Source organism: Antarctobacter albus (assembly GCF_900101505.1).
Lineage (GTDB): Bacteria > Pseudomonadota > Alphaproteobacteria > Rhodobacterales > Rhodobacteraceae > Antarctobacter > Antarctobacter albus.
The window spans coordinates 1-25,763 of sequence record NZ_FMZI01000025.1; the positions used below are offsets into that span (position 1 = coordinate 1).

Genomic DNA, 25,763 nt, shown 5'->3' on the forward strand with positions numbered 1-25,763 from the left:
AACGAGATCCAGGTCGCCGCGCTGAAGAACCACAAGTGGACCAACATCAAGGAACAGGTGGACATGATCGAGCTGCCCAACGGGCACCGCATCATCCTGCTGTCCGAGGGCCGTCTGCTGAACCTCGGCAACGCCACGGGTCACCCGTCCTTCGTGATGTCGGCCTCCTTCACCAACCAGGTTCTGGCGCAGATCGAACTCTACAAGAACGGCGACCAGTACGAGAACAAGGTCTACATCCTGCCCAAGCACCTGGACGAAAAGGTCGCCCGGCTGCACCTGGAGCGGATCGGCGTCAAGCTGAGCGAACTGTCCAAGGAGCAGGCCGACTACATCGGCGTGGCGCCCGAAGGCCCGTTCAAGCCCGAGCACTACCGGTACTGAGGGAGGTCGTGATGAGCAAAGGCGCACCGCATATCGTGGGCCTGGGCAATGCCTTGGTCGATGTCGTCGCCGCCGTGCCGCCCGAGGTGGTCAGCCGCCACGGTCTGACGCCGGGCGGGATGCATCTGGTCGAGGCCGAGTCAGCACACGCCCTGTTCAAGGAGGTCGGACCGGGTGTCCGCCAATCCGGCGGCTCGGTCGCCAATTCCATCGCCCATCTGGCCGAAACGCCGGTGCGGGGGACTTACATCGGCAAGGTTGCAGACGATGATCTTGGCAAGACCTTCCTCGAGGAGATGTTGGGCCTCGGGCTGGCTGCGCCGGTCGCAGTTGCGCGGAACGACGATCACGGGACCGGGCGCTGCGTGGTACTTGTCACCCCCGACGGTGAACGGACGATGAGCACCTACCTGGGCGCAGCGACCACGTTGATGCCCTTCGAGGCACGCGCGGCGCTGCCGGAGGATTTCGATATTCTCTTCATCGAGGGTTATATCTGGGACGCGCCACATGGCGCGGCGGTGATCGAAACGCTGTGCCAGGCGGCCAAGGCTGCCGGGGCCACCGTAGCGCTGACGCCCTCGGATGCAGGGTGTGTGGAGAGAAACATCGGTGTGATGCGCAACACGGTCTCGCGCCATGTCGATGTCCTGATCGGCAACCATGTCGAAATCGGCACGCTGGCTGGCCGCGACGGCGCCGAGGCGGCGCTGGACTGGGCCATGTCCAAGGTATCCGTCGCCGCGGTTACCGAGCATGAGAAGGGTTCCTGGGTGGCCGATGCGGATGGTCGCCACCATTTGCCCGCGGCACCCGTCGGGCAGGTGGTCGATTCCACCGGTGCGGGCGACGCCTATGCCAGCGGCTTTCTGGCCGGACTGGCCCAGGGGCAGCCCGTGGACCGCGCCGGTAGCATGGGCGCGCGGCAGGCGGCCAGTGTGCTGGGCCATTATGGCGCGCGCGACGGTGCCGCCGCCCGTGCCATCGCCCTTCCGGCGGCCTGAATCGAACACAAAAACGACCGGAGCGGTCCCGCCGCTCCGGCCCCCGGCGCAACGACCTCGGAGCGAAAACAGCTTTGTGACCGCGCAGTTCCTTGGCGTCTGTTCCTTCGCCGAGGCTCTTTCCTCTTGTTTTCCCGAACTTATTGCCTCGCTGCATAGATGAATCACCCGAGGGTGCAAACCAATCCGGCTCGCCAGGCCGTCCACATTGATGGGGCTTTATTGATGGGGCTTTCGCCGCGCCACGGGCGCGTGATGCCAGCGTTTCGAGATTTCCGAGGGCAGCTTATCACGACAACCCTAGCCAAAAAGCCTTTTGCGTTCGTGCGTGAAGGCAAGGGCAAAGCAATGCCCCCGAAAGACCGCAACCGGCCGCGTTGCGGGCGGCGAAGAACGCCGCCCGCTGCAATTCTCCGACTGGTCTCAGGGCAGGAAAGACAGTCCAAGGCCAAGTGCCGCACCGGTGATCACGAGGAGAATGAGACAGTAGCCCATGATGTCCTTGGCAAGAGAGCCCGGCAATTGCCAGCGCTCAAAACGGCTGGATCAGGTTGGTCCAGAGGCAGAGATCGCCGCTACGCTGGCGCCCATCCTGGCGAACGTCACGCCAGCCGACTTCGCATCGCCGCCGAACCTGTTCAGCCTGTTTGACCCCCGTGCAAGCTCGCGCTGCAAGGGGCCAATGTCCGCCGAAACTTCAACCGCAATATCACCGACGGTCGTTGCCATTGGTGACCTCCTTTTCGAGTTGCTCAAGAACCTTTGCCGCCAGCCGGGTGATTTCGTTGCCAGTGGCAATCAGACCCAGCATTGACACTGCCGGATCTGTTCCGAAACGTCGGCAATCGGCCAACGTGCCGTCCACGGCGGTTTGCGCTGCGACCGAACAGGCAGTCGAAATGAACTCATTGCTTTTCATGGTCGTCTCGCCTTTTCCGAATAAAGGTCAGTTTTATTTCCCCACCTCGCATTTGGACGTACGACCCCCACTCGCTCCTGCTCCCATCAATGCCAAGGATGATCCTTGAGCCTTGGGACAGGTCCGACGCTTCCTGGCTCCGTAGACGCGCGCTGCCCCGTATCGGGGGGGCGGTCGCCTGCCTCGCTTGGCCTGTGGCGGTGGGTTTGTTGGCGCGCTTGTGGTGATGCCAGTCGGAACCGCTTGCCACCGGGCCGAATGAGAGCCCCGGCGCGTCATTCCCTCTGCTGTCGCGCAGAGGTCAGAAGCGCGGATGGAGCGGCTCCCTTGGCGTGAGGTGCCCCGTGTTCCGGGTGTGCTCGTTGCCACGGGGCCAAGTGATGCCAGCCAATGCCGGAGCCATCCGACAGCGGCACGACAGGTCATCACCCGATGGCGGGGCATTCCTCCTCTTCATTGCCATGCGCGAACAACTCGGCAACGAGACGGCGCATCATGGACAGTTGTTTCCGGGAAGGGCGCCAGTTGCGGCGCCCGGATTGCCGGAAACTGTCCCGCGTCTTGAATGCATTCGATCCCGGCAGCGCTTGCACGCGCTCCGGGGTTTCCTTTGCTTCGGAGCGGTTTACTTGCCCCGAAAATTTCAATTGCTTTTCAATGAGGGGCGCGCGGGCCGGTTTCGCGTCGATCCCCTTGTTTCCCTGAGATTTAAGGCGTCCTACAGGGATCGCCACAGGGATCACGCGTGAACCCGGCCCGTTGCCCTGGCTCAGCCGGCGTAGTCCTCGCCCGAGACCTTTTCCATCCATGTGACCGGCGTGCCGTCGATGCTTTCCTGCATGGCGATATGCGACATGGCGTTTTCCGGCCCGGCGCCGTGCCAATGGCGCTCTTCGGCGGGAAAGAGGACCACATCGCCTGTGGTGACTTCCTCGACCGGGCCGCCTTCGCGCTGCACGCGGCCGCGGCCGAAGGTGATGATGATGGTCTGGCCTGCGGGGGGGGTATGCCATGCGGTGCGGGCGCGAGGTTCAAAGGTCACATGCGCGCCGCCGGTGCGTCCCGGGGCGTGCAACCTTGTCCTGCATCATGCGGGACATGAACCTTGTGCATCATTCGAATTGGCCCGATGCCGCGGCGCTGCCGAAGGTGCAGCCGGTCACGGTCTGGCCGGTCCGAAGGCAATGAATGTCGCGCCCGGCACTGTCTTCGCAGACGACGGTCCGGGCATAAACCCGGGGACTGCCGCCTGACAGGCGACAGTCCTTCGAGAAATCCGTGATGCTGTAGGCCGGGCCGTTCACGGGCCAGAGGGTCAGGGCGGCGACGGCGAGATGGGTCAGCATGATGTGGGTCCTTTCCTTTCAGGTCCGGAAGCGGGGTCGCGCTCAAAAGCGCACGGCCTCGCACAGGACGTCGGCGAAGTTCAGGCCGGCGCAATTGGCGGCAAGCATCGCCGGTTCGGCGTGGGCGGGGGCCAGGGCGGCCAGTCCGCAGGCAAGCGTCGCGGCAAAGGCGAGGGGCAGGTGAGAGATCAGGTGTGTCATGACAGTGTCCTCGAAAGCGGGGGCCGTGCCTGCCACCTAGCGGTGGCAGGTCCAGGAATAGGGATCGTTGCGGTTGCCGTAGGAGGCTTTGGGCAGCCCGTGCTGTTCGCGGCAGGCGGTCGAGACCGAGATCCCCCAGCGGTTGTGCTGACCAGAGGCGCAGACCCAGTCCAGGGCGGTCTTGCCCACCAGCTTGGCACGGGCGCTTTGACCGAAGTGCTTCTTGCAGTAGCGCGTCAGGTCGACACCGGGGGCCTTCGGGCGCGGCTTGTAGCAGTACCAGGAATAGGGATCGCCGGCCGAGGTATAGCGGGATTTCGGAAGGCCGTGCTGGTCCTGGCAGGCGCGGTTCACCGAGATGCCCCAGGTCTGCGTCGGCGACTTGTAGCACTTCCACGCCAGCGCCGAATATGACGTCAACCGGGCATCGGCGCGGTGGTACTTCTGGCAGTATTCCTGCAGGTCGGGGCGCTTGGCCTGGACGTTCAGGGGGCTGGCATCGGCCACGGTGACGATGCCGCTTTCCAGCGAGGCGATGGTCATCACGAGGGTAAGTGCCTTTTTGACGGTATTCATTGTTCGTAATCCTTTGATCGTGCTCCGGCGCCGTGTTCCGATATGTGCAAGGGGCTGGCGTCGTTGCGTTTCGGTGAAATCGTTTTGCGGGTCCGGCCGCTAAAATGTCCTGACGGCCCCGGCGAAAAGACCCGAAACCACCCGAAATCCCCTGAAATCCGGCAAAAATGACCTGAATCCCGGATGAAACCGTGTAACCTGAGCCGACTGGGCCATGATGTGCCGCCCTCGAACTTGCTGCGGAGAACCGGCGCCGATGACTGCGCAAGAGGTCATTTACTTCGACGAACGGAGCCGGACCGTGCGGCTTGGGGATGGCGAACCTGTGGCGATCCGGGCCAAGAGCTTTGCCGCCTTCATGACCCTGTCCCGGGCCTACCCCGGGCAAGTGTCCAAGGACGTGCTGATCGAAGAGGTCTGGGGTGGGGCGGCGGTGTCGGATGACAGCATCACGCAGGCGATCTCGACCATTCGCCGCGCCCTGGGGGACAAGGATCATGCGCTGCTGCAGACGAACCCCGGAACGGGCTATTGCCTCATGGTTCCGGCTTTGCCCGAAGGGGCTGTGTCTGCCGCGCCGGAGGATGCGGGCGCGGCGCGCCCGTCCCGGCGACCGCCGCCTTGGGCGATCGCGGGCGTTCTGGCGCTGGTGCTGGCGGTCGGCGCGGGGACTTTCACGCTGTTCGGGCGCGCTTCCGGACCTGCCCCCTCGATACAGCCTCAGGGTGAGGGCCCGGCTGTGGCCGTTCTGGGCTTTGACGTGCTCGGCGACGCGCCGGACCTGCAGACGTTTTCCCGCGGTCTGCAAAGCGACATCATCGTGGCGCTGAGCGAGCTCGACACCGTGTCCGTGCTGGCGCCCTCTGTTCTGGACACAGGGCCAGACCCGGGGCAGGCGCCGCTGCGGGCCTATGCCTCGCACGGGGCACGGTTTGTCGTGGGTGGGACCGTTCAGCAGTCCGGGGCCGGGCTGCGCATTTCCGGCCATCTCATCGACACGAGCACCAGCCAGATCGTCTGGGTGCGGCGCTGGGACGGCCAAAGGAAAGACCTGCAGACCCTGCAGGACGACGTGGTTGCCGCACTCGCCAATGAGCTGGCAAACCCCTGGAGCGGCCAGATTACCGGGCTGGGCACGGGCCTTGTCGGCGTCCCACCCGAGGACGCCAGCCCCGAGGCGCATATCCAGTTGGGTGGACAGCGGTTCACCGCCTTTAACGGTCCGGCCTTCACCGAGGCCGAGCGCCACTTTCGCGCCGCGCTTGAAATCGAGCCTGGCAATGCCGAGGCCTGGGCCGGACTGTCCTTCGTGCTGGGCGCGATGATCCCGCTGGTCAGGGGAGACGAGGCAAAGGCCCTGCGCGATGCGCGCGCCAACAGTGGCCGCCAAGCCTATCATCTAGGCGAGGGATCGGGCCGGAGCCTTCTGGCGGGAAGCTGGACGGCGGCTTTGCGCGGCAACCGGACCGAGACGCTGCGCCGGCTTCGTGAGGCAGCGGACAAGCTGGCAAGCGATGCCGACGGGCTGGCCCTGGCCTCGATCCAGGGCGCTTTGACCACCGAGGACTACGCCGAAGCCGCCCGATGGGGCGTACGCGCGTTGGAGATGAAGGGGGATGCGGCGCCGGACTGGTACAATCTTGGTCCTGCTTTCGCGGCAGTATTCCAGGGCGATACCGAGGCCGCGCGGAACTTCCTGCACCGGGCGCCGCCGGGCTATCCCCCGGTACTTGCCCTGCTGTCCGGCCTGGAGGCAGGTCGCGGGCAACCGGACCGGGCGGTTGAGACCGCCGCGCGGCTGCGCATGCTGCACAATGACTTTACCGTCGAGGGCTATCTGGAGGCCGAGCTTTTCTACCCGGAAAGCAAGCGCGAAACGCTGCGCGCGCTGCTGTCTGCCTCCGGTGTCCGGATGCGTTGAGGTTCCGGTTCGGCATTCGTGATGGTGCGGCTGTGGATTTCAGGGCGGACGCGTGGTTGAGTGTGGCCGGCAGTCGGATCGGTTCAACTGCGGTTCAGACATCTGCCCTACGATGGAGAGAACCCCGCGCTGTCGGAGGCGCGGAGGTATCCACCCAACACGGCCGGAATTCCCCCGGCCCAACAGACGAGTCGAGACTTTTCCAATGAGCTTCAGAAAGTTTTTCCCAGCGGCCCTCCTGCTTTGCATCGCCCAGCCCACCCTGGCCTACGAATGGTCCCATTCCGTCCCGAATGTCTATGGCAAGGGCGACTGCGAGCTGACCCTGGTGGATGCGGATGCCGACGTCTTTTTCAAGATTGTCTACGATGCCAAGTCGCAATCCCGGCGTCCCACGGACGACCACGAGATCCGCATTACCCTGATGGCGCCGAAAACCGCTTTTCACGACAGCGCGGTTTCCGAACCCAGCGGCGCGCTGAGCCACGGCGATGCGCGCGCGACCTGGGCCGAAACGCTGGACTACGCGGCAGCGCATCGTTTCGTGACCTGGATCTACAACGAAATCTACGTACGTCAGGCGGGTGACGGTCGCCGGTTCATGTCCCATGTTTCGGACTACGTCTTTCCCTTGCCCGGTTTCGATGGCCCCTTCGAGGAATTCGCCGCCTGTGCCCGCATGCACCGCGAGGGGATGCCCAAGGCCCCGGTCATCGCACCCGCAAAACCAGGCGAACCTGGCTACGACGGGTACTGATAGGCACAGGTGCGGCGGACCGCTCGGTCTTGCACAGACCGAGGGGGCCGCCTTGCCTTTCGGAGGCGTTTTCCGGCGCCTAGTTCGGCCCAATTGAACACCCGAAAATGTCCTGCCCTGCGCTGTTTCGGCGCCCTTCCAAAGATTGATCCCTCGCGCACCGTTTTCTACCTTTGCGGCACCAAGGGCAGGACGCCTGCAAGGAGGCGTGGCATGCGCGCGAAACAAAAAGCCTTTGCCTACGGTGGTTTGCCAGAGTGCCGGTCGTGCCCGGTACGTTCCGTGGGCGTATGTGCCGGTGCGGGCGCGACGGATCTGCCTTCTCTTGCGCGCGGCAAGACCTATCGCAGTTTCGCGCCCGGAGACCGGATCGCGCTGGCCGGATCGGAACTGGTCGAGGTGGCGACCATGTTGAGCGGGCTTGCCACGATGAGCCGGACACAGGAACGCGGCACCCGGCAGATCGTCTGTCTCTTGCAGCCGGGCGACCTGATAGGCCAGCCCTGGCGCAACAAGGTGACATTCGATGTCGAGGCGCTGACCCATGTCGAGACCTGCGCCTTTCGGGCCGACGTCTTCGAGGATCTGCTGGAGCAGGTCCCGGGGATGCGGGCCAGCATGATGGAAAAGGCGCTGGACGACCTGGACGCCGCGCGGCGCTGGCTGGGGGTTCTGGGCCACAGGACCGCGCGGCAGAAACTGGCCAGCCTGCTGGTCCTGCTTGCCATGCGCCAGGCCGCGCAGCCGCCGGACAACGGCTGTGTCGTCGACATGATGCTGAGCCGGGAACAGGTGGCCGACCTCTTGTCCATGACCTTCGAGACCGTGTCGCGGCAGATTGCGGGGCTGGTCCGCGATGATTTGATCCGTCCGCTGACCCGGCGTGTCTTCGAGATTCCGGACCTGCGTGCGCTGATGATGGCCTCAGGCGACGATGCGGATGGGGGACCCTACCAGGCCTGATCCGCCTGCTGCACGGATATGAAGGTTGCACAAGCAACGGGCAGACTGCACAGTTTCCCCCAATAAAGAGGCAGTTGCCTGTTTCGTCGGCATGGCGCGCGCCAGTTGCGTTCCTCTTGCCCGCGGGCTGCAGCAGTCTCGCGTCCGGTTGCCAACAGGGAGAGACCAATGATCAAACAGACCTTCGCGGCCCTTGCCGCGACCGTCGCGCTGTCCGGTGCGGCACTTGCGGAGACCGCCGTGCCCTTTGCGCTGGACTGGAAGTTCGAGGGCCCTGCGGCGCCCTACTTCGTCGCCATCGACGATGGCTATTTCGGCGAACAGGACCTCTCGGTCGAAATCTCCGCAGGTCAGGGCTCGCTCGACGCGATCCCGAAGGTGGCGACAGGTGCCTTTCCGGTGGGCTTTGCCGACATCAACTCGCTGATCAAGTTCCTTGACCAGAACCCGGGCGCGCCGGTGACGGCGGTCATGATGATCTACGACAAGCCGCCCTTTGCCGTGGTGGGCCGCAAATCGCTGGGCGTCGAGGCGCCGAAGGATCTCGAAGGCAAGGTGTTGGGCGCGCCGCCGCCGGATGGCGCCTGGGCGCAGTTCCCGGCCTTCGCCTCGGCAAACGATCTGGACATGTCCAAGATCACCGTCGAGCCGGTGGGCTTTCCCACGCGTGAGCCGATGCTGGCCGAAGGCAACGTGGCCGCGATCACCGGCTTTTCCTTCTCGTCCTACCTGAACCTCGTGCGCCTTGGCGTGCCGGAGGACGACATCTCGACCATCCTGATGGCTGATCACGGCTTGCAGCTCTATGGCAACGCGATCATCGTCAACACGGACTACGCCGCCGAGAACCCCGAGATCATCACCGGCTTCCTGACTGCCATCGCGGCAGGCTGGAAAGACGCCATCGCCGATCCGGCGGGCGCCATCGAAAGCCTGATGACGCGCAACCCTGCCGCCGACGCGGACCTGGAACAGCGCCGCCTGCAACTGTCGATCGACGCCAACGTGCTGACCGATTACGCCGAAACCAACGGCATGGGCGGCATCGACCCGGCCCGCCTGGACGTGGCGTTGGAGCAGTTGGCCGAGACCTACGAGTTCCAGAACGCGCCCGACGCATCACTCTATTTCACCGACGCCTACCTGCCGGATGCCGCGGCACGGATGCTGAAGTGATCGACTGACCCGGCCCGCGGCGCAGCCTCTGCGCCGCGGGTTTCTTGTGCAAGGAGCGCCGCGTGTCGCAACCGCTGATCGAGATCAAGGGCGTCAGGCACGCCTACAAGACCCAGGCCGGGCCGCTGCCGGTGCTGGACGGGCTGGAACTGAGCGTGCCCGAAGGCGGCTTTGTCGCCGTTGTCGGCCCGTCGGGATGTGGCAAGTCCACCCTGACCCGGCTGGTCGCCGGCCTGATGAAGCCCGACGAGGGTGAGGTCTGGTTGCATGGGGAGCGGGTCAAGGGGCCGCGTTCGACCGTGGGCATGGCCTTTCAGAACCCGGTCCTGCTGGAATGGCGGACGATTCTGCAGAACGTCATGCTGCCGCTGGAAATTGTCTCGACGAAGATGAACAAACGCGAGCAGGAAGACCGCGCGCGGCACCTGCTGGCGCTGGTGGGCCTTGAAGGGTTCGAGGACAAGCGGCCCAGCGAGCTGTCGGGGGGCATGCGTCAGCGCGCGTCCCTGTGCCGGGCCATCGTGCACAAGCCAGAGGTGCTTATCCTCGACGAGCCCTTTGGCGCGCTCGATGCCTTCACGCGCGAAGACCTCTGGCAGACCATGCACAAGGTCAAGGCCGAGGAACCCTTTACTGGCGTGCTCATCACCCACGACCTGCGCGAGTCGATCTTTCTGGCCGACCAGGTGGTGGTGCTGTCCGGCCGTCCGGCGCGGACGCAATATGTCATGGACGTGCATCTGACCGGCGATCGCGACATCGAACATCTTTACACCCCCGAAAGCGCCGAGGCGTTGAACGTGCTGCGGCACCAGATCCAGATCGCCCAGGGGCGATCCCCGGCGGAGGCGGTGCAATGAGCCTGCAAAAGATCCTTGTCCCCATCGCCGCGATGATTGTCTTTGGCCTGTTGTGGGAACTGCTGGTCTGGGCCAACGGCTGGCCCAACTATGTCATGGCCTCGCCCTCGGACCTGCCACCGGCCTATGCGAAATACTGGAACCTGTTCCTGGTGATGGGCTGGCAGACGCTGTGGCGGACGGTGGTCGGGCTGGTGGTCGCGATCATCTTTGGCGTGCTCGTGGGCATGGTCATGGGGTTCTCGCGCGTGATGCGCGATGCGCTGTATCCCCTGCTGGTCGGGTTCAACGCGGTTCCAAAGGCAACGGTGGTGCCCATCGTCGCGCTGCTTTTCGTGGGCGCGCATGACTTCAACACGGTGCTGATCGCCTTCATGATCTCGTTCTTTCCGATTGCCGTCTCGGTCTCGATCGGGCTGTCGACGCTGGAGCCGGAATACCGCGACATCCTGCGCTCGCTGGGCGCCTCGCAGACCACGATCTTCTGGAAGATTGCCCTGCCCAAGACCCTGCCGGAGTTCTTTGGGGCTCTGAAGGTGGCGGTGACGCTGGCCTTCATCGGCACCAACCTGATGGAGATCGTCTCGCCCCACGGGCGCGGGCTGGGCGCGCTCTTCGACAGTGGCAAGACCAACTCGGATTACCCGCTGATGTTCGCGGTGCTCATCGCGCTCGCGCTGATGGGGATCCTGCTCTACTACGTCGTGGTCGCGCTGGAGAAGGTCTTTGCCGGCTGGGCGGAGCGGACGCCCGGGTGATCGACAGGTCGGCGGGACGGCACACCGGCAAAAATGCCGGGCGCCGGGCCCGGCGGCTCAACCGGGACCGACCGCCTGACGGTTGGGCGTGATGTCGTCGGGACGACTGTGCAGCATCGCCGTCAACTCGTCCTGCACACCCGCATGGGCAGGTCGATCAAAGAGGTTGTGCAACTCGTAAGGGTCCTGCGCGAGGTCGTACATCTCGCCCGCACCGCTTTGCAGGTCCATCGTCAGTTTCGCGGTCCGGGTGCGTACCGTGCGCAGTGACAGCGGCACGCCCACGCGGTTTGCCAAAAGCTCCCATTCCATCATGGCATAGGGGCGCGGTGCGCCCTGCAGGACCGGGATCAGGGACTGCCCGTGCTGGGGCAGGGCAGGCGGGACCTCGGTCACCTCGTGGAAGGTGGCGGCAAGATCGAGGGTCGAGACCGGTTCGTCACAGGTCTGTCCCGCCGGAACGCCCGGACCGCGCATCAGGAATGGCACGCGCAGCAATCCTTCATAGGGCATCGGGCCTTTCAGGATCAGCCCGTGATCGCCCAGCCAGTCGCCGTGGTCCGAGGTGTAGACGACCAGCGTGTTCCCATCTGCTCCGATCTCGGCCAGGGCGCTCAACAGGCGGCCGACCTGCGCGTCGATGAAGGAGATCTGCCCGTAGGTGTTGGCGATGATCTGGCGCAGTTGCTGATCCGACTGGGGGGCGATCCGGGAATACTCCGACCGTACGCGGACCTCGTCGGCATCCCCCTTTGGCTTGTTCTCCAGGGCCGCGCGGTGCCACCAGGGGCGGTTGTCCAGATCGCGGGTGCGGTGCGGGGGCAGGTCGACATCTTCCGGGGAGTGCAGGCGGGACCAGGGTTCGGGGCAGTCGAACGGGTGGTGCGGATCGACGAAACTGACCCATGCGCAGAAGGGCCTGTCCGGGTCGCGCCCGTGGCGCAGCCAGTCGATGGCGCGATCCGCGGTCCAGGGGGTGTAATGCCAGTTGACCGGCAGTTGCGAATGCCAGGTCTGCGCGGCACCGGGGCGTGGCCCGGCCTGGTATAGCGCGGCGCGCTCTGCGCCCCGACCGTCCGCGTAGAAGAAGTGTTCGTAATGCAGCCCGCGCGGCGGTTCCTGCGGCGGGTGGTTCGACGGCCCGCTCAGCATCATCTCGACATGGTCGAACCCCATGTAGGGGCCGAACCAGTCCGGGCCGTAATCGACCGAGGACAGCACACATTCCGGGCGCCCGGTCGGCTGGCGGGCATCGTAGCTGGAGAAATGCGCCTTGCCGAAAAGTGCCGTGTCATAGCCTGCGCGTGCCAGTGTCCCGGCGAAGCCCGCCGTGCCGATGGCTTCGTCCAGGTCGATCCCGTTGTCGTGGACGCCGTGGGTCCGGCACAGCTGGCCGGTCAGGATCGAGGCTCGGGCGGGCTGACAGACCGGCGCGGGGCAGATGGCCGAAGTAAAGCGCGTGCCCTCTTCTGCCAGTTGATCCAGGTTGGGAGTGCGGACGCGCCGACCCGCGACGCCCAGGCAGTCGGCGCGATGTTGGTCGGCGGTGATCAAGAGGATGTTGGGGCGGGTCATCAAGAGCCCTCCGAGGCCGGCTTGCGGAGGAAGAAGAGAATGACCAGCAGGCCCAGTAACAGGAAGACGACCGAAAGCGGGCTCTTGAACAGGAACAGCGGGTCGCCTCCGGACGCGGCAAAGGCCTGCCGCACCGTCTGTTCGAGGTTGCCGGCAAGGATGAAGGCGATCACGAAGGGCAGAACCGGCACCGCCAGCTTGCGCATGCCCCAGCCCAGGAGGGCAAAGCCCATCGCGAAGTAGAGCGCGGTGAAATCGGTTTCCTGGACGTAGATCGCGGTCAGGGTCAGCAGCAGGACGATCGGCATCAGCACGGGTTTCGGGATGCGGGCCATGACGCCCGTGGCGCGCATGATATGCCCCCCCACGATCCAGTTCAGCACGTTGGCCAGCATCATCGTGGTGAAGAGGCCGAAGGCGATGACCAGTTCCGGGTTCACCTCGGCGGTGGAAAAGCGAAAGACCGAGGGGCCGGGATTGAAACCGCCGATGCTTTCGGCGGCAAGGATCAGGAAGACCGCACCGACATTGCCCGGGATGCCCAGCGACAGCACCGGGATCAGGTTGGCGCCCGAAACGGAACTGTTTGCGGCCTCGGTGGCGGCGACGCCTTCGGGGGTGCCCTTGCCGAACGGCACCGGCCCCTTGTGCATCTTCTGTCCGGTGGCGTAGCCCAGCGTCGCCGCCAGGGTCGATCCGATGCCGGGCAGCGCGCCGATGCCGGTTCCGATCAGTGCCGAGACCGAGATGAAGGGCATCAGCCGCCGCCGTTCCCCCCATGTCAGGCGGTTGTCGCCGGATTGCGGAGCCTCCCCGGCAGGGCGGTCATCGCGGCGGTTGCGCCACATCTGTTCGAAGGAATACAGCACTTCGCCCAGGATCAGCACGCCGAGCACGGCGGTGATCAGGGGAAAGCCGGTCGACAGCGTGTCGGTGCCCAGAGACAGCCGCGAATAGACGTCCTCGCCAGTGCCCACCGAGGCGATGAAAAGGCCCAGGAAGGCGGCGATCAGGCCTTTCATGGGGGAGGCGCCGACGACTGCCGCGACAAAGGCGAGGCTGAGCAGGATCAGTGCCGCCTTTTCGCCGAAGCCAAGATAGGCCTCGACCACGATGGCCAGGAAGGGCGCACAGGTGAACAGCACGAGGTCCGAGAAGGTGTCGCCGGTGACCGAGGCGAAATGCGCCGTGCGCAGCGCCTTGCCCGCCTGGCCATTTCGGGCCATCGGGTGGCCGTCCAGCGTGGTCAGCATGGCGTCCGGGGTGCCCGGCGTGTTGAAGAGGATCGCGGGAACGGCGCCGCCCACGGTGGCGCCCTTCATCACGCCCACGAGAAATCCCAGGACCGGCAGCAAGGCATCCGGCGTGAAGCCAAAGACCGACAGAAGGATCGGCAGCGATACCGCCATGAGGAAGGGGCCGGCCAGACCGGGTGTCGCGCCGCCGATGATGCCCAGAAGAAACCCGGCGGCGGTCATCAGGACGGTTATGGGAACGCCGATCCCAAGGATCTCGAAGGCGGCGGGCCCGGCAAAGACAGCCAGCACACCGGCCCAGACATATTCGAAGACACCCATCAGAAATCCCCGTTCGGCGGCAGCAAAAGCGTGTCAAAGGGGAGATCGAAAACCGCGATCAGCGCAGCCACGGCCAGTACGGCGATCAGCAGGCGACCGGCCCGCATCCGCCCTTCGAGCAGCGAGATCAGCCCGAAGACCAGCAGCGTGCCGCCAAAGGAGAAGCCAAGGTATTTCCACGGGGCGGTGCCGCGCATCAGGCGATAGGTCGCGGGGGGATCGGTCTCTGGCCCGAACAGTGCCAGTGCCAGCGGCCCGGACCAGAACATCACCAGCCCGGACAGGGCCATCAGCGCGAAGACGGACAACAGGAAAAGGGCGGCATGGCGATCGAAAGCCGGGCCACCCCGATCTGATGTCCCGCGATCGAGCAAAGTGATCGCGACATGGACGGCAGCACAGAGCGCAATCCCCAGCGCTGCAAGCATGGGCAGCAGGGCGTCGCCGATATAGGTCTGGCGGCGGAACTCGTAGATCGGGGGTGTCTCGCTGTCGAGTGGCACCCAGACAGCGCCCGCCAGAAGGCCAAGCAGCAAGAGCACCGCTCCGAGGATCAGCTCTGTCTTTCGGTCCGGCATGGCGGTCTCCGACAGGTGCGGCCCGGACCTCGATGGATGCCCGGGCCGGGTGCGGTCATTCGGCGGATTCGGTCAGCAGCTCGGCATTGGCGTCGAAACTTTTCTGCATGTAGGCATCCAGCTCGGCGCCCTGGATCACCTCGGGGCCGGAAAACACCTTGCGGGTAAAGGCATTCAGCTTGCCGTCGGGATCGTTCAGCACCTCTGCGATCCGGGCCTGCCAGGTTTCGCGCACTTCGGCGGGCAGGCCGTCCGGCGCCATCACCAGGAACTTGACGCCAAAGGTGTAGGGCATGTCGTAGACGCTGAGCAGCGGCGCATCGGGCGAGACGTTCAGCGGCATGGCCTCGGCAGAGGCCAGGTTGACCACGTCTCCGGCCCTGACCGATGCGGTCTGCGCGCCCGCCGACCAGCCGATGTCGACGTCATCCGCGATCACCGCGTTCAGGCTGGCCTTGCCGCCGCCGGTCATCACGGTGGTGAACTGGATGCCGTTGCGCTTGGCCAGCACATAGGTCGCATCGGCGAGTTTCTGGCTCATGGCGCCAACGGTGATCGTCTCGCCGGATTTTGCGGCGGCGATCACGTCCGACAGGGTGCTCCAACCGCGATCGGACTTGGCGATGATGCCCATCTGGGTGCCGGTGATGGTGGACAGGAAGGTGAAGTCGGACAGGGTGTAGGCCGGGCTGCGCATGGTCTGCGGCGCGTATGCCGTGGCCTCGGTCACGGAAATCCCGATGGACAGCCCGTCCGCCGGTTCATCCTTGAGCGCAACGGCCATCGTGACACCGCCCTTGCCGGTGACGTTTTCGGGAATGATCTCCCAGCCGTGGCGGGTGTTCAGCTCTTCGGCCAGCAGCCGCCCCAGCGTATCGGCGCCGCCCCCGGCTGAAAAGGCGATCATCATCTTGACCGGGCCTTGCGGCTCCCAGTCCTGTGCCGCGGCGGGCAGGGCGCCCAGCATCAGCGCGGCGCCGGCAAGCGCGGTCCCCAATCGTGCGAAAGTCATCCGGTTCTCCTCCTCAACCGTTCTCTCCTTGCAGGTCAGCCTTCGGGCACCGGTGTGGCGCCCGAGGGGCCTGTTTCATAGGCGGCGCGGGGGCCGCCGAACCGGGCCACAAGCCGGTCCTGGTCGGCCTTGGCGCGGGCATCCACCCCCGCGGGATCGCAGAGATCCGACAGGATGTGTCGCAAAGACCTTTCGACAAGCTCAACATCCGGGTGGCCTGACAGATTTCGGGTCTGTAGCGGGTCACTTTGCAGATCGAACAACTCCGCCGGGTAGCCGATGTAGTGATGATAGCACCACCGGCTATTGGCCAACATGAACCCGGCCGAGGGCGACATGACCGCGTGGTATTCGGACAGAACGACGCGGTCTGGGTCAGGTGCGGCGGCCGCGATGTCTTGCAGGGGGCGCCCGGTCCAGTCCGGATCGGGCGACAGGCCCAGCGCGGCGGTGATCGTCGGCGCGATGTCCAGCAGGCTGACGGCGGTCGTGACACGCCGGTCCGGCGCAAAGCCCGGGCCCGCCGCGATCAGCGGAACCTGCGTGGATTCCCGGTACAGCGTGGACTTGCCCCACCGCCCGCGCATTCCCAGTTGCTCGCCGTGGTCCGAGGAATAGATGACCAGCGTGTCGTCGGAGAGGCCGGCCGCCTCCAGCGCGTCCAGTACGCGCCCGATCTGGGCATCGACAAAGGTGCAGAGCGCGAAATAGGCAGCGATGGCCTCGCGCCGGCGATCATCATTGCCAAGCTGTGCGTCCGAATCCTCGATCCCGTTCATGCGCGCGACCCAGGGATGCGTCGGAAATCCGTTGGCCGGGCGGACCGGCGGTAGGGGCATGTCCTTGGCCGGGTACAGGTCAAGGTAGTCCTGCGGCACGATCAGCGGGAAATGCGGCGCGACAAAGCTGACGAAAGCCGCCCAGGGGGACTCGTCCCGCGCCCGTTCGGACAGGAAACCCTCTGCCGCCTCTGCCACGTTCATGTCGTAGCGGTTGTATTTCGACAGGCCTGCGCCGATCCCGCCCAGCATCTCACCGCCGTGGGGGTGGTCGGGCAGGGGGTTGCGGACCGATCCCCAGACCTGCCCGATCCCTTGCTGGATGTGCATGGGCAGGATCTGCCGGTCAAAGCCGGTCGGATCGCTGTCGTTGCGGTAATGCAGCTTGCCGATGCTGGTCACGGGCACCCCGGCGGCCTGCAGGCGATGTCCCCAGGAGGGCACGCGCCCGTCGTAGGCGGTCGCGTTGTCCCAGTAGCCGGTCCGGTGCACCGGCTGTCCGGTGGCCAGTGCGGCGCGTGCCGGCACGCAGATCGGGCTGGGCGTATAGGCGTTTTCGAACAGGGTGCCACGCTCGGCCAGCCGGTCGAGATTCGGTGTCTGCACCACGTCGTGTCCCAGGCAGGACAGGGCCAAGGCCTGGTGTTCATCCGCCATCAGGAACAGGACGTTCGGCGTCTTGCGCATCTGTTGTCCCTCCCTCTGTCTTGGCACCGTGGTTGTCTTGCTCGAATGATCGAGTAATATGGCAATTACATGAATAATGTTGTTTACACAACAAATATAAGAGATATGCACCATGCGGCTTACATCGGCGGATCTCGAAGACCAGTTGCGCAAGGTCAGGGACCTTGAAGGGCGCCTGACCTTTCAGCTTGCGGTCCTGTCCCGGGCGCTGGACCATCAAGGCGCGGACCTGCTGCGCGATCAGCCGATCAACCTGACGGCCTACAGGATCCTCAACATCGTCGACACCTGGGGAACGATCTCGATCTCCGAGCTCAGCCGGACCTGCGGTATCGACCGGGGTCAGATCAGCCGGACGGCGGATGCTCTGGCAGGGCAGGGGCTGGTCCGCTTCCAGGATGACAGCGACAACCGCCGCAAGAAGCTGGTCGCGCTGACCGACGCGGGGTTGGCCAAGCTTGACGAGGTGCGCCCGCGCTTCCTGACCCGGAACCGACATCTTGAAGAGGCGCTGGGCCCCGAGGCGCTGGACGGTCTTCGGCTTGGATTGAAGCGCCTGTCGGAAGTGATGGAGGATTGAAGCAGGCTTTCGGGCTTTTGCGCGCCGCGGCGCTGTGCCAATGATCCGCGCATGTCACATCCTGCGCCCCCCTACCTGATCGCCGTGGACGGAGGCGGCTCTGGCTGCCGTGCGGTGGTGGCCAGTTACGAGGGGCGTATCCTGGGAGAGGGACGCGCCGGGCCGGCCAATGCGACCAGCGATCTTGTCCAGAGCATTGCCAACACGCGTGTCGCGATCGGCGCCGCGCTGGGTTCCGCCGGGCTGGAGGCGGAGGGCCGGGAACGTTTCGTGGCGCACCTGGGCCTTGCGGGCGCCCTGACTTCAGAGGTGACGTCGCGGATCAACCGGGAATGCGGCCTGCCCCATGCGACCGTGGGCGATGACCTGGAAACGGCACTGGCCGGCGCCCTGGGGTCTGGTGACGGCATCCTGGTTTCGGTCGGGACGGGATCGGTCATGGCGGGGCACCGCAGCGGTGAAACCTCGCGGATCGGCGGCTGGGGCCTGCAGGTGTCGGACCAGGCGTCGGGGGCCTGGTTGGGGCGCGGGCTCATGGAACGGGTTCTGCTATGCCACGACGGGCTTGAAGCGCATTCGGACCTTACCGCCTCCGTTTTGGCGGAATTCGGCGGGGCGCTGGAAATCGTGGCCTTTGCCACGGGCGCGACCCCGGGCGAATACGCGACATGGGCGCCGCGTGTCGTCGCCGCCGCGGATACCGATGCGCAGGCAGTGGCATTGATGACCGCAGGGGCGGCATACCTCGGGCGTGGCATTGGCGTGCTGGATCCTTCGGGGCGGGCGCCGGTTTGCCTGACCGGCGGGCTTGGGCCGGCGTACGGGCCGTATCTTCCCGATCTGCAAGGGCGCATCGTTCAGCCCCAAGGCACGGCATTGGACGGTGCCTTGCGCCTCGCGCGGGCATTCGCTGAACGTCGGACACGACCCAGCACCTAGCGTTCTGGTTGTGTTGGGTGTCGATCACGCGCTGCCGGAATCCGGCCTCGCATCCTAGCTGTATTCGCCCAGGGGTTGTTCCTGTTTGTCTGCTCGTGAGCCGCGGCACAGCGGGCGTCATTGACGGTGGGGACACGCGTGACGGTTCCGAGACCAGCAAAACGCGGCAGGATGGGTGGCCAAAGCCACGGCGGTGCATGGCTGCCCCCAGAGCGGAACACAAGCACGCGATCCCAGGGCGAAAAGGGCTGACCAAGCGGCGCGAACTCCGCATGAGGCGTCGAGTGGATGTCAAGTGCTGTCGCGTTGACGCCCGGGAAACACGGGGAATGTGACAGATTCTTGTCCACTTTGCTGGTCAAAGTGGCAAAATGGGTTACAAACACTATTCTTTGCTCGGTTTGGGAGGTTGGTTTCATGGTCAAGGAAATTCGTATTTTCCGCTGCAGCTGCAATCATCAACTCCGCTATGGTGTGAGTTCGTGCAGCTATTGTTTTCGACCAACCCCGATCTGGAACCGCTGGTGGCTGCCACTTGTTCTGGTTGCGGTGATTGGCGCCGGGATCTGGTTGAACCAGCTCTGACCCGTGCTCGGCGGGATCCTGCCTGACACGCGGTTGCAGTTGGCCCGGGTGCCGGTCTAGCTTGCGCGCAACAATAGGGCAGGAGACAGGACATGCGCCTTTCCAGACGGGGTTTTGCACTGGGGGCTTCGGCGATCTGGCTGGGGGGATGCTTGCCGGGTGGCGGGCTGCCAGAGGTGGCGCGACCCGACCCGGCGCTGGAACCGGGGCTGCGCCCGCAGCCCAATCCCGCCTACGATAGCTGGATCGCAGAGTTCCGGGCGCGCGCCCGGGACAGGGGGATCACGGAAACGACTTTGGACCGCGCGTTTCGCGGACAGGGCTTTCTGCCGGGCGTGATCGAACGTGACCGCAACCAGACCGAATTCAGCCGCACGCTGGAGGACTACCTGGCCATCGTCGCGCCAGAGGACAAGATCCGGTTTGGTCGGGGCGAGTTTGCCAGGCAGCGCGCTGCGCTGCAGAGGGTCGAGGCAGAGTACGGCGTTCCGGCCAAGGTCATGGCCTCGATCTGGGGGGTCGAAAGCTACTTTGGCACCAAGCGCGGCAAGATCCCGGTGATCTCGGCCACTTCGACACTGGCCTGGGAGGGGCGGCGCGGGCGGTTCTTCGAGTCGAACCTGATGGATGCCCTGCGAATCGTTCAGACCGGCGACGCCCGGCCAGAGCAGCTGGTGGGCAGTTGGGCGGGCGCAATGGGGCACACGCAACTGATCCCGAACGCCTACCAGGAGCATTCGGTCGATTTCGACGGTGATGGTAAACGCGACATATGGTCGGACAATCCGATTGACGCCTTTGCCACCACGGCGCGGTTCCTGGCCCGCGCGGGATGGCGCAGGGGACAGCCCTGGGGCATCGAGGTCCGCCTGCCGCAGGGCTATTCCGGGCCTCTGGGGCGCAAGAACCGGGCGGCGGTTTCGCGCTTTCGCGAGTTGGGCGTGCGCCCGGCCCGGGGCGGTTCTTTGCCCGATCACGGTACTGCCGCGGTGCTGGCGCCGATGGGCGCGGGAAAGCCTGCCTTTCTCGTATTCCACAACTTCAACATGATCCTGCGCTACAACCCATCCGAGAACTACGGGCTGGCCGTCGGCTATCTTGCGGATCGGCTGGACGGGGCGGGGCCGCTGGTGGGCGACTTTGGCCGCGACAAGCACGGGCTGACGCTGGAGGATCGCAAGGCATTGCAACGCGGGCTGACGCGCGCCGGTTTCGACGCGGGCACCCCGGACGGGGTCATCGGCAAGAAGACCGAGGCGGCGATCACAGCCTACCAGCAGTCAAGGGGCCTGGCCGTGACCGGAGAGCCGTCGCGCGCCTTGCTGCAAGTGCTGGGCTGAAAAAAACGGGCGGCCCCGGCAGGGGCCGCCGGACAGTCACGCCGCGAGCAGCAGGCGTGCCTGTTCCGCCTTGAGCGCGGCCCGCGCGGCGGTATAGGCGCCCCGTCCGGGCGCATTCGACAGTTCCGGGAACAGTGCCAGCAGTTCCGCGCGCGGCCCTGCGTCCAGACCGGCAAGCGACAGGTCGCCGGGCTGAAAGCTCTCGGTCCAGGCGCCGTCGGACATGACCAGTTCATGCGCGTCGAACATGAAATGCACATAGGTCACGCCCTCGACCGGACAGACCCGCGTGATACCGGGGCGGCCGACCAGGTGGCTGGCGGCCACCAGCACCTCGTCCTCGCCGAACAGAAGTTCGATCGCGGCGCCGGCCATCACCACCCGGTGCTGCGGGGACACCAGCATGTCGCGTTCCGGCACACCTCGTCCCAGCGCCCCTGCCTCGATCCGGACCGGGCGCAGGTCCGGTGTCGCCGCCAGGTCTGCGGCGCCGATCGTCTTGGCCCCTGCCCAGAGTACGCGCTTGTAGCCGTTGTCGCGGGTCAACACACGGACACCGGGGGTAATGTCGGCCACGTCGACCTCGCCCTTGTTGGTCTTGATCAGGGTGCCGGGCGTGAAACAGGGCGTGTAATTGACGTTCTCGATTTCTGAGAAGGTCAGGGTGGACCCGTCCAGCCATTCGACCTTGCCGGATTCCGCACCGGTCATGGTGATCTTGGCCGGGCCGGTGATGTTGAGCGTGTCGCCTGCGGTCTCTCCGCTTTCGCCGCCGGTCACGGTGAGATGGGCGCCGTTCATGTCATCCGCGCTGGCGTTGAAGACATCATCCCCACCGTCGCCGGAGGCGAAATCGCCCGACCCAAGGGTGAACGTGTCGGCGCCATCGCCGCCGGTCAGGCTGTCGGCGCCCACACCGCCAATGAGGGTGTCGGCCCCGGTGCCGCCATCCAGCGTGTCGTTCCCGCTGCCGCCAATCAGGCTGTCGTCACCGCCATCGGCAAAAACGGTCATCCCCGTGCTGTCCAGGGTTCCGTCGACGGTATCGTCTCCACCACCAAGGGTCAGCGCCTCGATTTCCGAGAATTCGGCGCTGTCGGTGCCATCGCTGATGGTGCCGGCCTCGTCGCCCGAATAGGTCACGGTGACCGCGCCGGGCAGGGCCGAGGCATCCAGCGTATCCTCGTCGTTGCCTGTGGTGACGGTCTCTCCGCCGGAAATCGTGTCGGCGCCAAAGCCGTCCTGCAGGACTATCCGGTCTTCGTCGGCGCCACCGGACAAGAGATCGTCGCCGGCGCCGCCCAAAAGGACATCTGCGCCATCGCCGCCTTCCAGCGTGTCGGCCCCGGCGCCGCCGTCCAGGGTATCCTTGCCCGCGCCGCCCAGAACACTGTCGTCGCCCAGGCCCGCCTGCACGATGTCGTCGCCGCCGTAGGCAAGGACGGTGTCGTCCTGCGAGCCGCCGATGCCGTCGCCATTGTCGATGAAATCGCCGTCGGGGTCGCCCGAATAGCCGGCGTCGATGGTTTCGCCCAGGGCAGTACCCTCGACGATAAAGTCGCCGGTGAACAGCGGGATGCCCATCGCGGCCAGTTGTTCGGGGCTTTGCAGCTCGGCGACGGGAACACCGACCAGCGTGATGCTTTCGCCGTTGGGGAAGGTCAGGATCGCATGGCCCGAACCGTCGCCCACGGTGTCGGTCACGGTCACGTCCTCCGTCGAGACGGGGTTCCCGGACAGGTCCGTCAACGCGCTGACGTCCAGCAGGTCATTGCCCGCGTAGGCGCCGCCGCCCAAGTCGGTCGGGGTCTCGAAACTGGACAGGACATCGTCGCCCGACCCGTCCGCCAGCACAACCACGTCGGTTTCACCGTCGCCGGCGCCGACGTCGATGGTGTCATCGCCCGCCCCGCCGTCGACAGTGTCGGCGCCGGACGAGGTCAGCAGGCTGTCGTTGCCATCGCCGCCGGACACGCTGTCATTGTCGAACCCGGAAAAGATGGCGTCGTCGCCGCCGCCGGCCAGGATCGTGTCGTCACCGTAGTTGCCGATGATGTGCTCGGCACCGCCCGAGCCGATCACGCTGTCGTTGCCGGTGCCCATCTGGAAACGTTCGATCTCGGCGAACTGGGTCGTGCTGATGCCGTCAGTAAGCGTGCCGGCCTCTTCGCCGGTGAAGGTGACAGTGATGTCGTCCGAAATGGCCGAGAAGTTGATCCGGTCGCCTTCGGTCTCTCCGGTTTCGCCGCCGATGATGCTGTCGTTGTCCAGCGAGGCGTCGAGGAAGATCTCATCATCTCCGGCCTCGCCGTAGACGGTGTCGTCACCGGCGCCCGCGTCGATCGTATCGTCGCCAGCCCCCGCGAGGACAACGTCGTCATCGTCCCCGGTGGCGTTGTCGGCATTGTCGATCCGGTCGCCTTCGGGGTCGCCGGTGTAGACGTCGTTTATCAGGTCATCGCCGATGCCGCCTGAGACGACGTAATCAGGGGGCACGGGGGGAATGCCCATCGCGATCAGTTGTTCCGGGGAAGAGACGGCCGAGGCGCTGACGCCCACGAGGATCAGTTTTTCGCCGTTGGGAAAGAACAGGATCGCGTCCCCGGAACCGTCGCCGATGGTATCGGTCACGGTCACGTCCGCCACGTTGACTGGATCGCCACCCGCATCGGTCATCCCCGACACGTCCAGCATGTCATTGCCCGCGTAGGCGCCACCGCCCAGGTCCGTCGGCGCGGCAAAGCCCGTCACGATGTCTTCGCCAGAGCTGTTGCCAAGCACCAGCCTATCCTTGCCGGAGCCCAAGACGATGGTTTCGATGTCGTTGAAGTTCAGCGTGTCGGCCCCGTCGGTGACGGTGCCGATCTCGGGGTTCACATGGGTCAGGTCGACGGTCAGGTCGTCGGTGACGGCCGACAGATCCAGCACGTCGCCGTCGGTTTCATCCACGCCCTCGGCGTCCACGGTGTCGTTGCCGAACCCGTTTTCGATGTGAAAGGTGTCGTCACCCCAACCGCCCCAGAGATAGTCGTCCCCGGCACCGCCATAAAGCGCGTCGTTGCCGAAAGAGCCGCGCATCCAGTCGTTGCCGTCGCCACCATAAAGTGTGTCGTCGCCTTCGTTGCCCTCGACCGTGTCGTCTCCCTCGCCGCCGGACACATAATCGTCCCCGGTCTCGCCATAGATCGAGTCGCTGCCCGCGCCCCCGGAAATAGAGTCGCCGCCTTCGTTGCCATAGAGGCTGTCGTCGCCGGCGCCCCCCGTGATCGTGTCTGCACCATCGCCGCCGCGCAGCGTGTCATTGTCGGTGCCGCCGTCGATCACGTCGTCGGCCTGCGTGCCGACGATGGAGTCGTTCCCGGCGCCGCCATCGACCGTGATGCCCGCGTTGGCCGGGCCATACTGGGCAAAGAAATCGTCATCCTGATCAGTCAGTGTCAGGCGTTCGATTTCGGCAAAGCTTAGCGTATCGGTGCTGTCCGTCGCGGTCCCGGCTTCGTCGCCGGTCATGGTCACGTCGATGCCGACGCTCATGTCCGAGAAATCCAGCGTGTCAAAATCGGTGCCGGTGCTGACGGCCTCGCCACCGCGGATCACGTCGGCACCAAACCCATCGGTCACGACGATCACGTCGGCGTCGGCGCCGCCATCGATCGAATCCGCATCTGCCCCGCCGTGCAGCGTGTCCTGGCCAGTGCCACCGGTCAGAGTGTCCTTGCCCGCCATGCCATAGACCAGGTCATCGCCCGCGCCGGCGTCGATCAGGTCATCCTGTGTTTCCGGGGTGGCGGAAACGACGGTCGGCGCGTCGGTGAAACCCGTGGTCGTGAAGGCATAGTTTGTCCCGGCGCCGCGAGAGGTCACGACAAAGACCAGTTCCTGTTGTTCGGAATAGCTGAACTGGGCCCAGTGACTTTGGTCCACGTTGTCGGAACTGGTGCTGTCGGATTGCGCGCCCAGTTCCTCGCCGTCGTCGGTGGCAGTCAGGTTGGTGCTGGCAGAGGAGAGGCCCAGGCTTTCCACGTCTGCCGTCTGCGCGGTCACGCTTTCGGCGGTGGTGTCGATGTCCTGGAAGGTGAACGTGCCGGTGATCTTGATCGGCTCACCGGTGGCCTGGTCATAGAACTCGAACCCCAGGGTAACGCCGGTGCCTGCCTCGGCGGCGGCATCGCGGTTGATGTAGACCGAGTTGTCGTTGAACTCGATCTGGATGTTTGGATCGTCCGCGTCCAGAATCGTCAACCGGGCCTGAACGACGATGCCTTCATCCGTGACACCGATGTTGTCGTAGACGGCATACATGCCCACGACGCCGGTGCCGGCGTCGCCGGTTTCGCTGATCGCGGTGAAATCGAAAGAGGACAGGGTGCCCGCGCTGGCACCCACGTCGCTGCCGTCACCATAGATCACGTCGTCGCCATCGCCCGCGCTGATGGTGTCCTGGCCGGACCCGCCGGTGATCACGTCTGCGCCCGCGCCGGTGGTGATGCTGTCGGCACCGGTCCCGCCGTCGATGGTGTTGTCGCCGCCCAGGGCGTCGATCACGTCGTCGCCCGTGCCGCCATGCAGCACGTCCGATCCCGTGTCCGAGCCAAGCGTGTCATTGCCGTCGCCGCCGATCAGCGTGTTGTTGCCGCCGGTGGCACTTGCGATGTCCGCGCCGTCACCCAGGTTGACGAAATCATCGCCGTCGATCCCGCTGACCGTGTCGTTGCCATCCAGCGAAAAGACAGTGTCGGTGCCGCCACCAAGGTCGATGTTCTCGCCGCGGTCGCTGCCGGCATAGGAATCTGACCCCTCGGGTAGGATCATGTTGGTGAAGGATTCGAACTGCGTGCCTCCACCGAGCCGCGCGTCCGGAAAGCCGCTGTGCCAGATGTCGCCGACGGTATAGGTGGTCGAGCCGTTGGAAATCTGCAGTTCGCCGACCCCGGCGTTGTAGGACACCGAGTAGTTCGAGCCCAAGTTCGAGAAATCCAGCGTGTGGCCCGCACTGCTCTGGTAGACGTTGCCCCAGAAGAAGGGTGAATTCCAGTTCGAAGCCGTAACAATGTACGTCGCCATGCCAGCGATCCTTGCCTTTACCGAATGGGTCCCTTCAAATGGCCCCGTTCCGCGGAAAATTGTCGGCGCTTAGCGCTTGACATCAAAGACCGCAGGAATGTGGCCGGAGTGGGCCGGAACAAGGGAATTGATGCCCCGTTTGATAGACGGCGTGGGGTTAAGATCGCCTTTCGGCCTTGATC

The 25,763-nt window shown here is 65.3% G+C and carries 23 protein-coding genes; 12 read left to right on the top strand and 11 right to left on the bottom strand.

The features are described from left to right. The 3 genes from BLQ71_RS24835 to BLQ71_RS26530 form a co-directional block, all read left to right on the top strand. A partial coding sequence (locus BLQ71_RS24835; protein ID WP_139168488.1) for an adenosylhomocysteinase occupies positions 1 to 384 on the top strand: 384 nt, incomplete at its 5' end. Between the two features lie 11 nt (positions 385 to 395). Next, complete coding sequence (locus tag BLQ71_RS24840) at positions 396 to 1,388, top strand: adenosine kinase (protein WP_074623645.1); 993 nt, start codon at positions 396 to 398, stop codon at positions 1,386 to 1,388. A 493-nt stretch (positions 1,389 to 1,881) separates the two neighbouring features. Beyond that, positions 1,882 to 2,202, top strand: coding sequence for a hypothetical protein (locus BLQ71_RS26530; RefSeq protein ID WP_157923588.1), 321 nt, complete (start codon positions 1,882 to 1,884; stop codon positions 2,200 to 2,202). Between the two features lie 530 nt (positions 2,203 to 2,732). On the opposite strand, the gene BLQ71_RS26175 is transcribed toward BLQ71_RS26530, so the two are convergent. The 5 genes from BLQ71_RS26175 to BLQ71_RS24865 form a co-directional block, all read right to left on the bottom strand. After that, entirely contained in the window at positions 2,733 to 3,050 is a 318-nt protein-coding gene (locus tag BLQ71_RS26175; RefSeq protein WP_133066201.1) for a hypothetical protein, read from the bottom strand. A gap of 26 nt (positions 3,051 to 3,076) precedes the next feature. After that, positions 3,077 to 3,349: a cupin domain-containing protein gene (locus BLQ71_RS24855; RefSeq protein ID WP_308421274.1), complete on the bottom strand. Its 273-nt coding sequence runs from the start codon at positions 3,347 to 3,349 to the stop codon at positions 3,077 to 3,079. 70 nt (positions 3,350 to 3,419) lie between these two features. Further along, entirely contained in the window at positions 3,420 to 3,653 is a 234-nt protein-coding gene (locus BLQ71_RS24860; protein WP_074623648.1) for a hypothetical protein, read from the bottom strand. A 42-nt stretch (positions 3,654 to 3,695) separates the two neighbouring features. Further along, a complete protein-coding gene (locus BLQ71_RS26535; RefSeq protein WP_157923343.1) occupies positions 3,696 to 3,854 on the bottom strand; it encodes a hypothetical protein in 159 nt (52 codons plus the stop codon). A gap of 36 nt (positions 3,855 to 3,890) precedes the next feature. After that, a complete protein-coding gene (locus tag BLQ71_RS24865; RefSeq protein WP_074623649.1) occupies positions 3,891 to 4,430 on the bottom strand; it encodes a hypothetical protein in 540 nt (179 codons plus the stop codon). A gap of 256 nt (positions 4,431 to 4,686) precedes the next feature. On the opposite strand from BLQ71_RS24865, the gene BLQ71_RS24870 reads away from it, so the two are divergent. The 6 genes from BLQ71_RS24870 (at position 4,687) to BLQ71_RS24895 (ending at position 10,865) form a co-directional block, all read left to right on the top strand. Continuing rightward, positions 4,687 to 6,351, top strand: a complete 1,665-nt coding sequence (locus BLQ71_RS24870; protein ID WP_074623650.1) for a winged helix-turn-helix domain-containing tetratricopeptide repeat protein — start codon at positions 4,687 to 4,689, stop codon at positions 6,349 to 6,351. A gap of 205 nt (positions 6,352 to 6,556) precedes the next feature. Continuing rightward, positions 6,557 to 7,108, top strand: coding sequence for a hypothetical protein (locus tag BLQ71_RS24875; RefSeq protein WP_074623651.1), 552 nt, complete (start codon positions 6,557 to 6,559; stop codon positions 7,106 to 7,108). A 213-nt stretch (positions 7,109 to 7,321) separates the two neighbouring features. Next, positions 7,322 to 8,071 carry a Crp/Fnr family transcriptional regulator gene (locus BLQ71_RS24880; protein WP_074623652.1) on the top strand — a complete coding sequence of 250 codons (750 nt, stop codon included), beginning with the start codon at positions 7,322 to 7,324 and terminating at the stop codon, positions 8,069 to 8,071. Between the two features lie 168 nt (positions 8,072 to 8,239). Continuing rightward, positions 8,240 to 9,247, top strand: a complete 1,008-nt coding sequence (locus BLQ71_RS24885) for an ABC transporter substrate-binding protein (RefSeq protein ID WP_043144903.1) — start codon at positions 8,240 to 8,242, stop codon at positions 9,245 to 9,247. A gap of 62 nt (positions 9,248 to 9,309) precedes the next feature. Beyond that, on the top strand, positions 9,310 to 10,107 hold the full coding sequence (locus BLQ71_RS24890) for an ABC transporter ATP-binding protein (RefSeq protein ID WP_229754967.1): 798 nt from the start codon (positions 9,310 to 9,312) through the stop codon (positions 10,105 to 10,107). Then, the gene (locus BLQ71_RS24895) at positions 10,104 to 10,865 is read left to right on the top strand and encodes an ABC transporter permease (protein ID WP_074623653.1); all 762 of its coding nucleotides are present in this window, start codon (positions 10,104 to 10,106) and stop codon (positions 10,863 to 10,865) included. The genes BLQ71_RS24890 and BLQ71_RS24895 overlap by 4 nt, the downstream gene beginning before the upstream one ends. Positions 10,866 to 10,922: 57 nt before the next feature. Here BLQ71_RS24895 and BLQ71_RS24900 read toward each other — a convergent pair whose 3' ends face one another. Genes BLQ71_RS24900 through BLQ71_RS24920 form a run of 5 tightly spaced genes read right to left on the bottom strand, consistent with a single transcriptional unit; the run spans position 10,923 to position 17,073 of the window. Next, positions 10,923 to 12,440 (bottom strand): sulfatase-like hydrolase/transferase, encoded by a 1,518-nt coding sequence (locus BLQ71_RS24900; protein ID WP_074623654.1) that lies wholly within the window; start codon positions 12,438 to 12,440, stop codon positions 10,923 to 10,925. Continuing rightward, entirely contained in the window at positions 12,440 to 14,017 is a 1,578-nt protein-coding gene (locus BLQ71_RS24905) for a tripartite tricarboxylate transporter permease (protein WP_074623655.1), read from the bottom strand. The genes BLQ71_RS24900 and BLQ71_RS24905 overlap by 1 nt, the downstream gene beginning before the upstream one ends. Next, positions 14,017 to 14,595: a hypothetical protein gene (locus BLQ71_RS24910; protein WP_074623656.1), complete on the bottom strand. Its 579-nt coding sequence runs from the start codon at positions 14,593 to 14,595 to the stop codon at positions 14,017 to 14,019. The genes BLQ71_RS24905 and BLQ71_RS24910 overlap by 1 nt, the downstream gene beginning before the upstream one ends. Positions 14,596 to 14,650: 55 nt before the next feature. After that, positions 14,651 to 15,607 carry a Bug family tripartite tricarboxylate transporter substrate binding protein gene (locus tag BLQ71_RS24915; RefSeq protein WP_074623657.1) on the bottom strand — a complete coding sequence of 319 codons (957 nt, stop codon included), beginning with the start codon at positions 15,605 to 15,607 and terminating at the stop codon, positions 14,651 to 14,653. Between the two features lie 35 nt (positions 15,608 to 15,642). Then, on the bottom strand, positions 15,643 to 17,073 hold the full coding sequence (locus tag BLQ71_RS24920; protein WP_074623658.1) for a sulfatase family protein: 1,431 nt from the start codon (positions 17,071 to 17,073) through the stop codon (positions 15,643 to 15,645). Between the two features lie 112 nt (positions 17,074 to 17,185). On the opposite strand from BLQ71_RS24920, the gene BLQ71_RS24925 reads away from it, so the two are divergent. The 3 genes from BLQ71_RS24925 to BLQ71_RS24935 all read left to right on the top strand — a co-directional run bounded on the left by BLQ71_RS24925 (position 17,186) and on the right by BLQ71_RS24935 (position 20,517). Beyond that, positions 17,186 to 17,653 carry a MarR family winged helix-turn-helix transcriptional regulator gene (locus BLQ71_RS24925; protein ID WP_074623659.1) on the top strand — a complete coding sequence of 156 codons (468 nt, stop codon included), beginning with the start codon at positions 17,186 to 17,188 and terminating at the stop codon, positions 17,651 to 17,653. Between the two features lie 51 nt (positions 17,654 to 17,704). After that, entirely contained in the window at positions 17,705 to 18,592 is an 888-nt protein-coding gene (locus BLQ71_RS24930; RefSeq protein WP_074623660.1) for a glucosamine kinase nucleotide-binding domain-containing protein, read from the top strand. Positions 18,593 to 19,269: 677 nt separating this feature from the next. Continuing rightward, complete coding sequence (locus BLQ71_RS24935) at positions 19,270 to 20,517, top strand: lytic murein transglycosylase (RefSeq protein WP_074623661.1); 1,248 nt, start codon at positions 19,270 to 19,272, stop codon at positions 20,515 to 20,517. A gap of 36 nt (positions 20,518 to 20,553) precedes the next feature. Here BLQ71_RS24935 and BLQ71_RS24940 read toward each other — a convergent pair whose 3' ends face one another. Further along, positions 20,554 to 25,581 carry a Hint domain-containing protein gene (locus BLQ71_RS24940; protein ID WP_074623662.1) on the bottom strand — a complete coding sequence of 1,676 codons (5,028 nt, stop codon included), beginning with the start codon at positions 25,579 to 25,581 and terminating at the stop codon, positions 20,554 to 20,556. Positions 25,582 to 25,763: the final 182 nt, after the last annotated feature.

Bases quoted from the DNA above. Each gene is read 5' to 3' on its own strand.
- BLQ71_RS24840 (WP_074623645.1), top strand. From the start codon at position 396: ATGAGCAAAGGCGCACCGCATATCGTGGGCCTGGGCAATGCCTTGGTC.
- BLQ71_RS26530 (WP_157923588.1), top strand. From the start codon at position 1,882: ATGATGTCCTTGGCAAGAGAGCCCGGCAATTGCCAGCGCTCAAAACGG.
- BLQ71_RS24860 (WP_074623648.1), bottom strand. From the start codon at position 3,653: ATGCTGACCCATCTCGCCGTCGCCGCCCTGACCCTCTGGCCCGTGAAC.
- BLQ71_RS26535 (WP_157923343.1), bottom strand. From the start codon at position 3,854: ATGACACACCTGATCTCTCACCTGCCCCTCGCCTTTGCCGCGACGCTT.
- BLQ71_RS24865 (WP_074623649.1), bottom strand. From the start codon at position 4,430: ATGAATACCGTCAAAAAGGCACTTACCCTCGTGATGACCATCGCCTCG.
- BLQ71_RS24870 (WP_074623650.1), top strand. From the start codon at position 4,687: ATGACTGCGCAAGAGGTCATTTACTTCGACGAACGGAGCCGGACCGTG.
- BLQ71_RS24875 (WP_074623651.1), top strand. From the start codon at position 6,557: ATGAGCTTCAGAAAGTTTTTCCCAGCGGCCCTCCTGCTTTGCATCGCC.
- BLQ71_RS24880 (WP_074623652.1), top strand. From the start codon at position 7,322: ATGCGCGCGAAACAAAAAGCCTTTGCCTACGGTGGTTTGCCAGAGTGC.
- BLQ71_RS24885 (WP_043144903.1), top strand. From the start codon at position 8,240: ATGATCAAACAGACCTTCGCGGCCCTTGCCGCGACCGTCGCGCTGTCC.
- BLQ71_RS24895 (WP_074623653.1), top strand. From the start codon at position 10,104: ATGAGCCTGCAAAAGATCCTTGTCCCCATCGCCGCGATGATTGTCTTT.
- BLQ71_RS24900 (WP_074623654.1), bottom strand. From the start codon at position 12,440: ATGACCCGCCCCAACATCCTCTTGATCACCGCCGACCAACATCGCGCC.
- BLQ71_RS24905 (WP_074623655.1), bottom strand. From the start codon at position 14,017: ATGGGTGTCTTCGAATATGTCTGGGCCGGTGTGCTGGCTGTCTTTGCC.
- BLQ71_RS24910 (WP_074623656.1), bottom strand. From the start codon at position 14,595: ATGCCGGACCGAAAGACAGAGCTGATCCTCGGAGCGGTGCTCTTGCTG.
- BLQ71_RS24915 (WP_074623657.1), bottom strand. From the start codon at position 15,607: ATGACTTTCGCACGATTGGGGACCGCGCTTGCCGGCGCCGCGCTGATG.
- BLQ71_RS24920 (WP_074623658.1), bottom strand. From the start codon at position 17,073: ATGCGCAAGACGCCGAACGTCCTGTTCCTGATGGCGGATGAACACCAG.
- BLQ71_RS24925 (WP_074623659.1), top strand. From the start codon at position 17,186: ATGCGGCTTACATCGGCGGATCTCGAAGACCAGTTGCGCAAGGTCAGG.
- BLQ71_RS24930 (WP_074623660.1), top strand. From the start codon at position 17,705: ATGTCACATCCTGCGCCCCCCTACCTGATCGCCGTGGACGGAGGCGGC.
- BLQ71_RS24935 (WP_074623661.1), top strand. From the start codon at position 19,270: ATGCGCCTTTCCAGACGGGGTTTTGCACTGGGGGCTTCGGCGATCTGG.
- BLQ71_RS24940 (WP_074623662.1), bottom strand. From the start codon at position 25,581: ATGGCGACGTACATTGTTACGGCTTCGAACTGGAATTCACCCTTCTTC.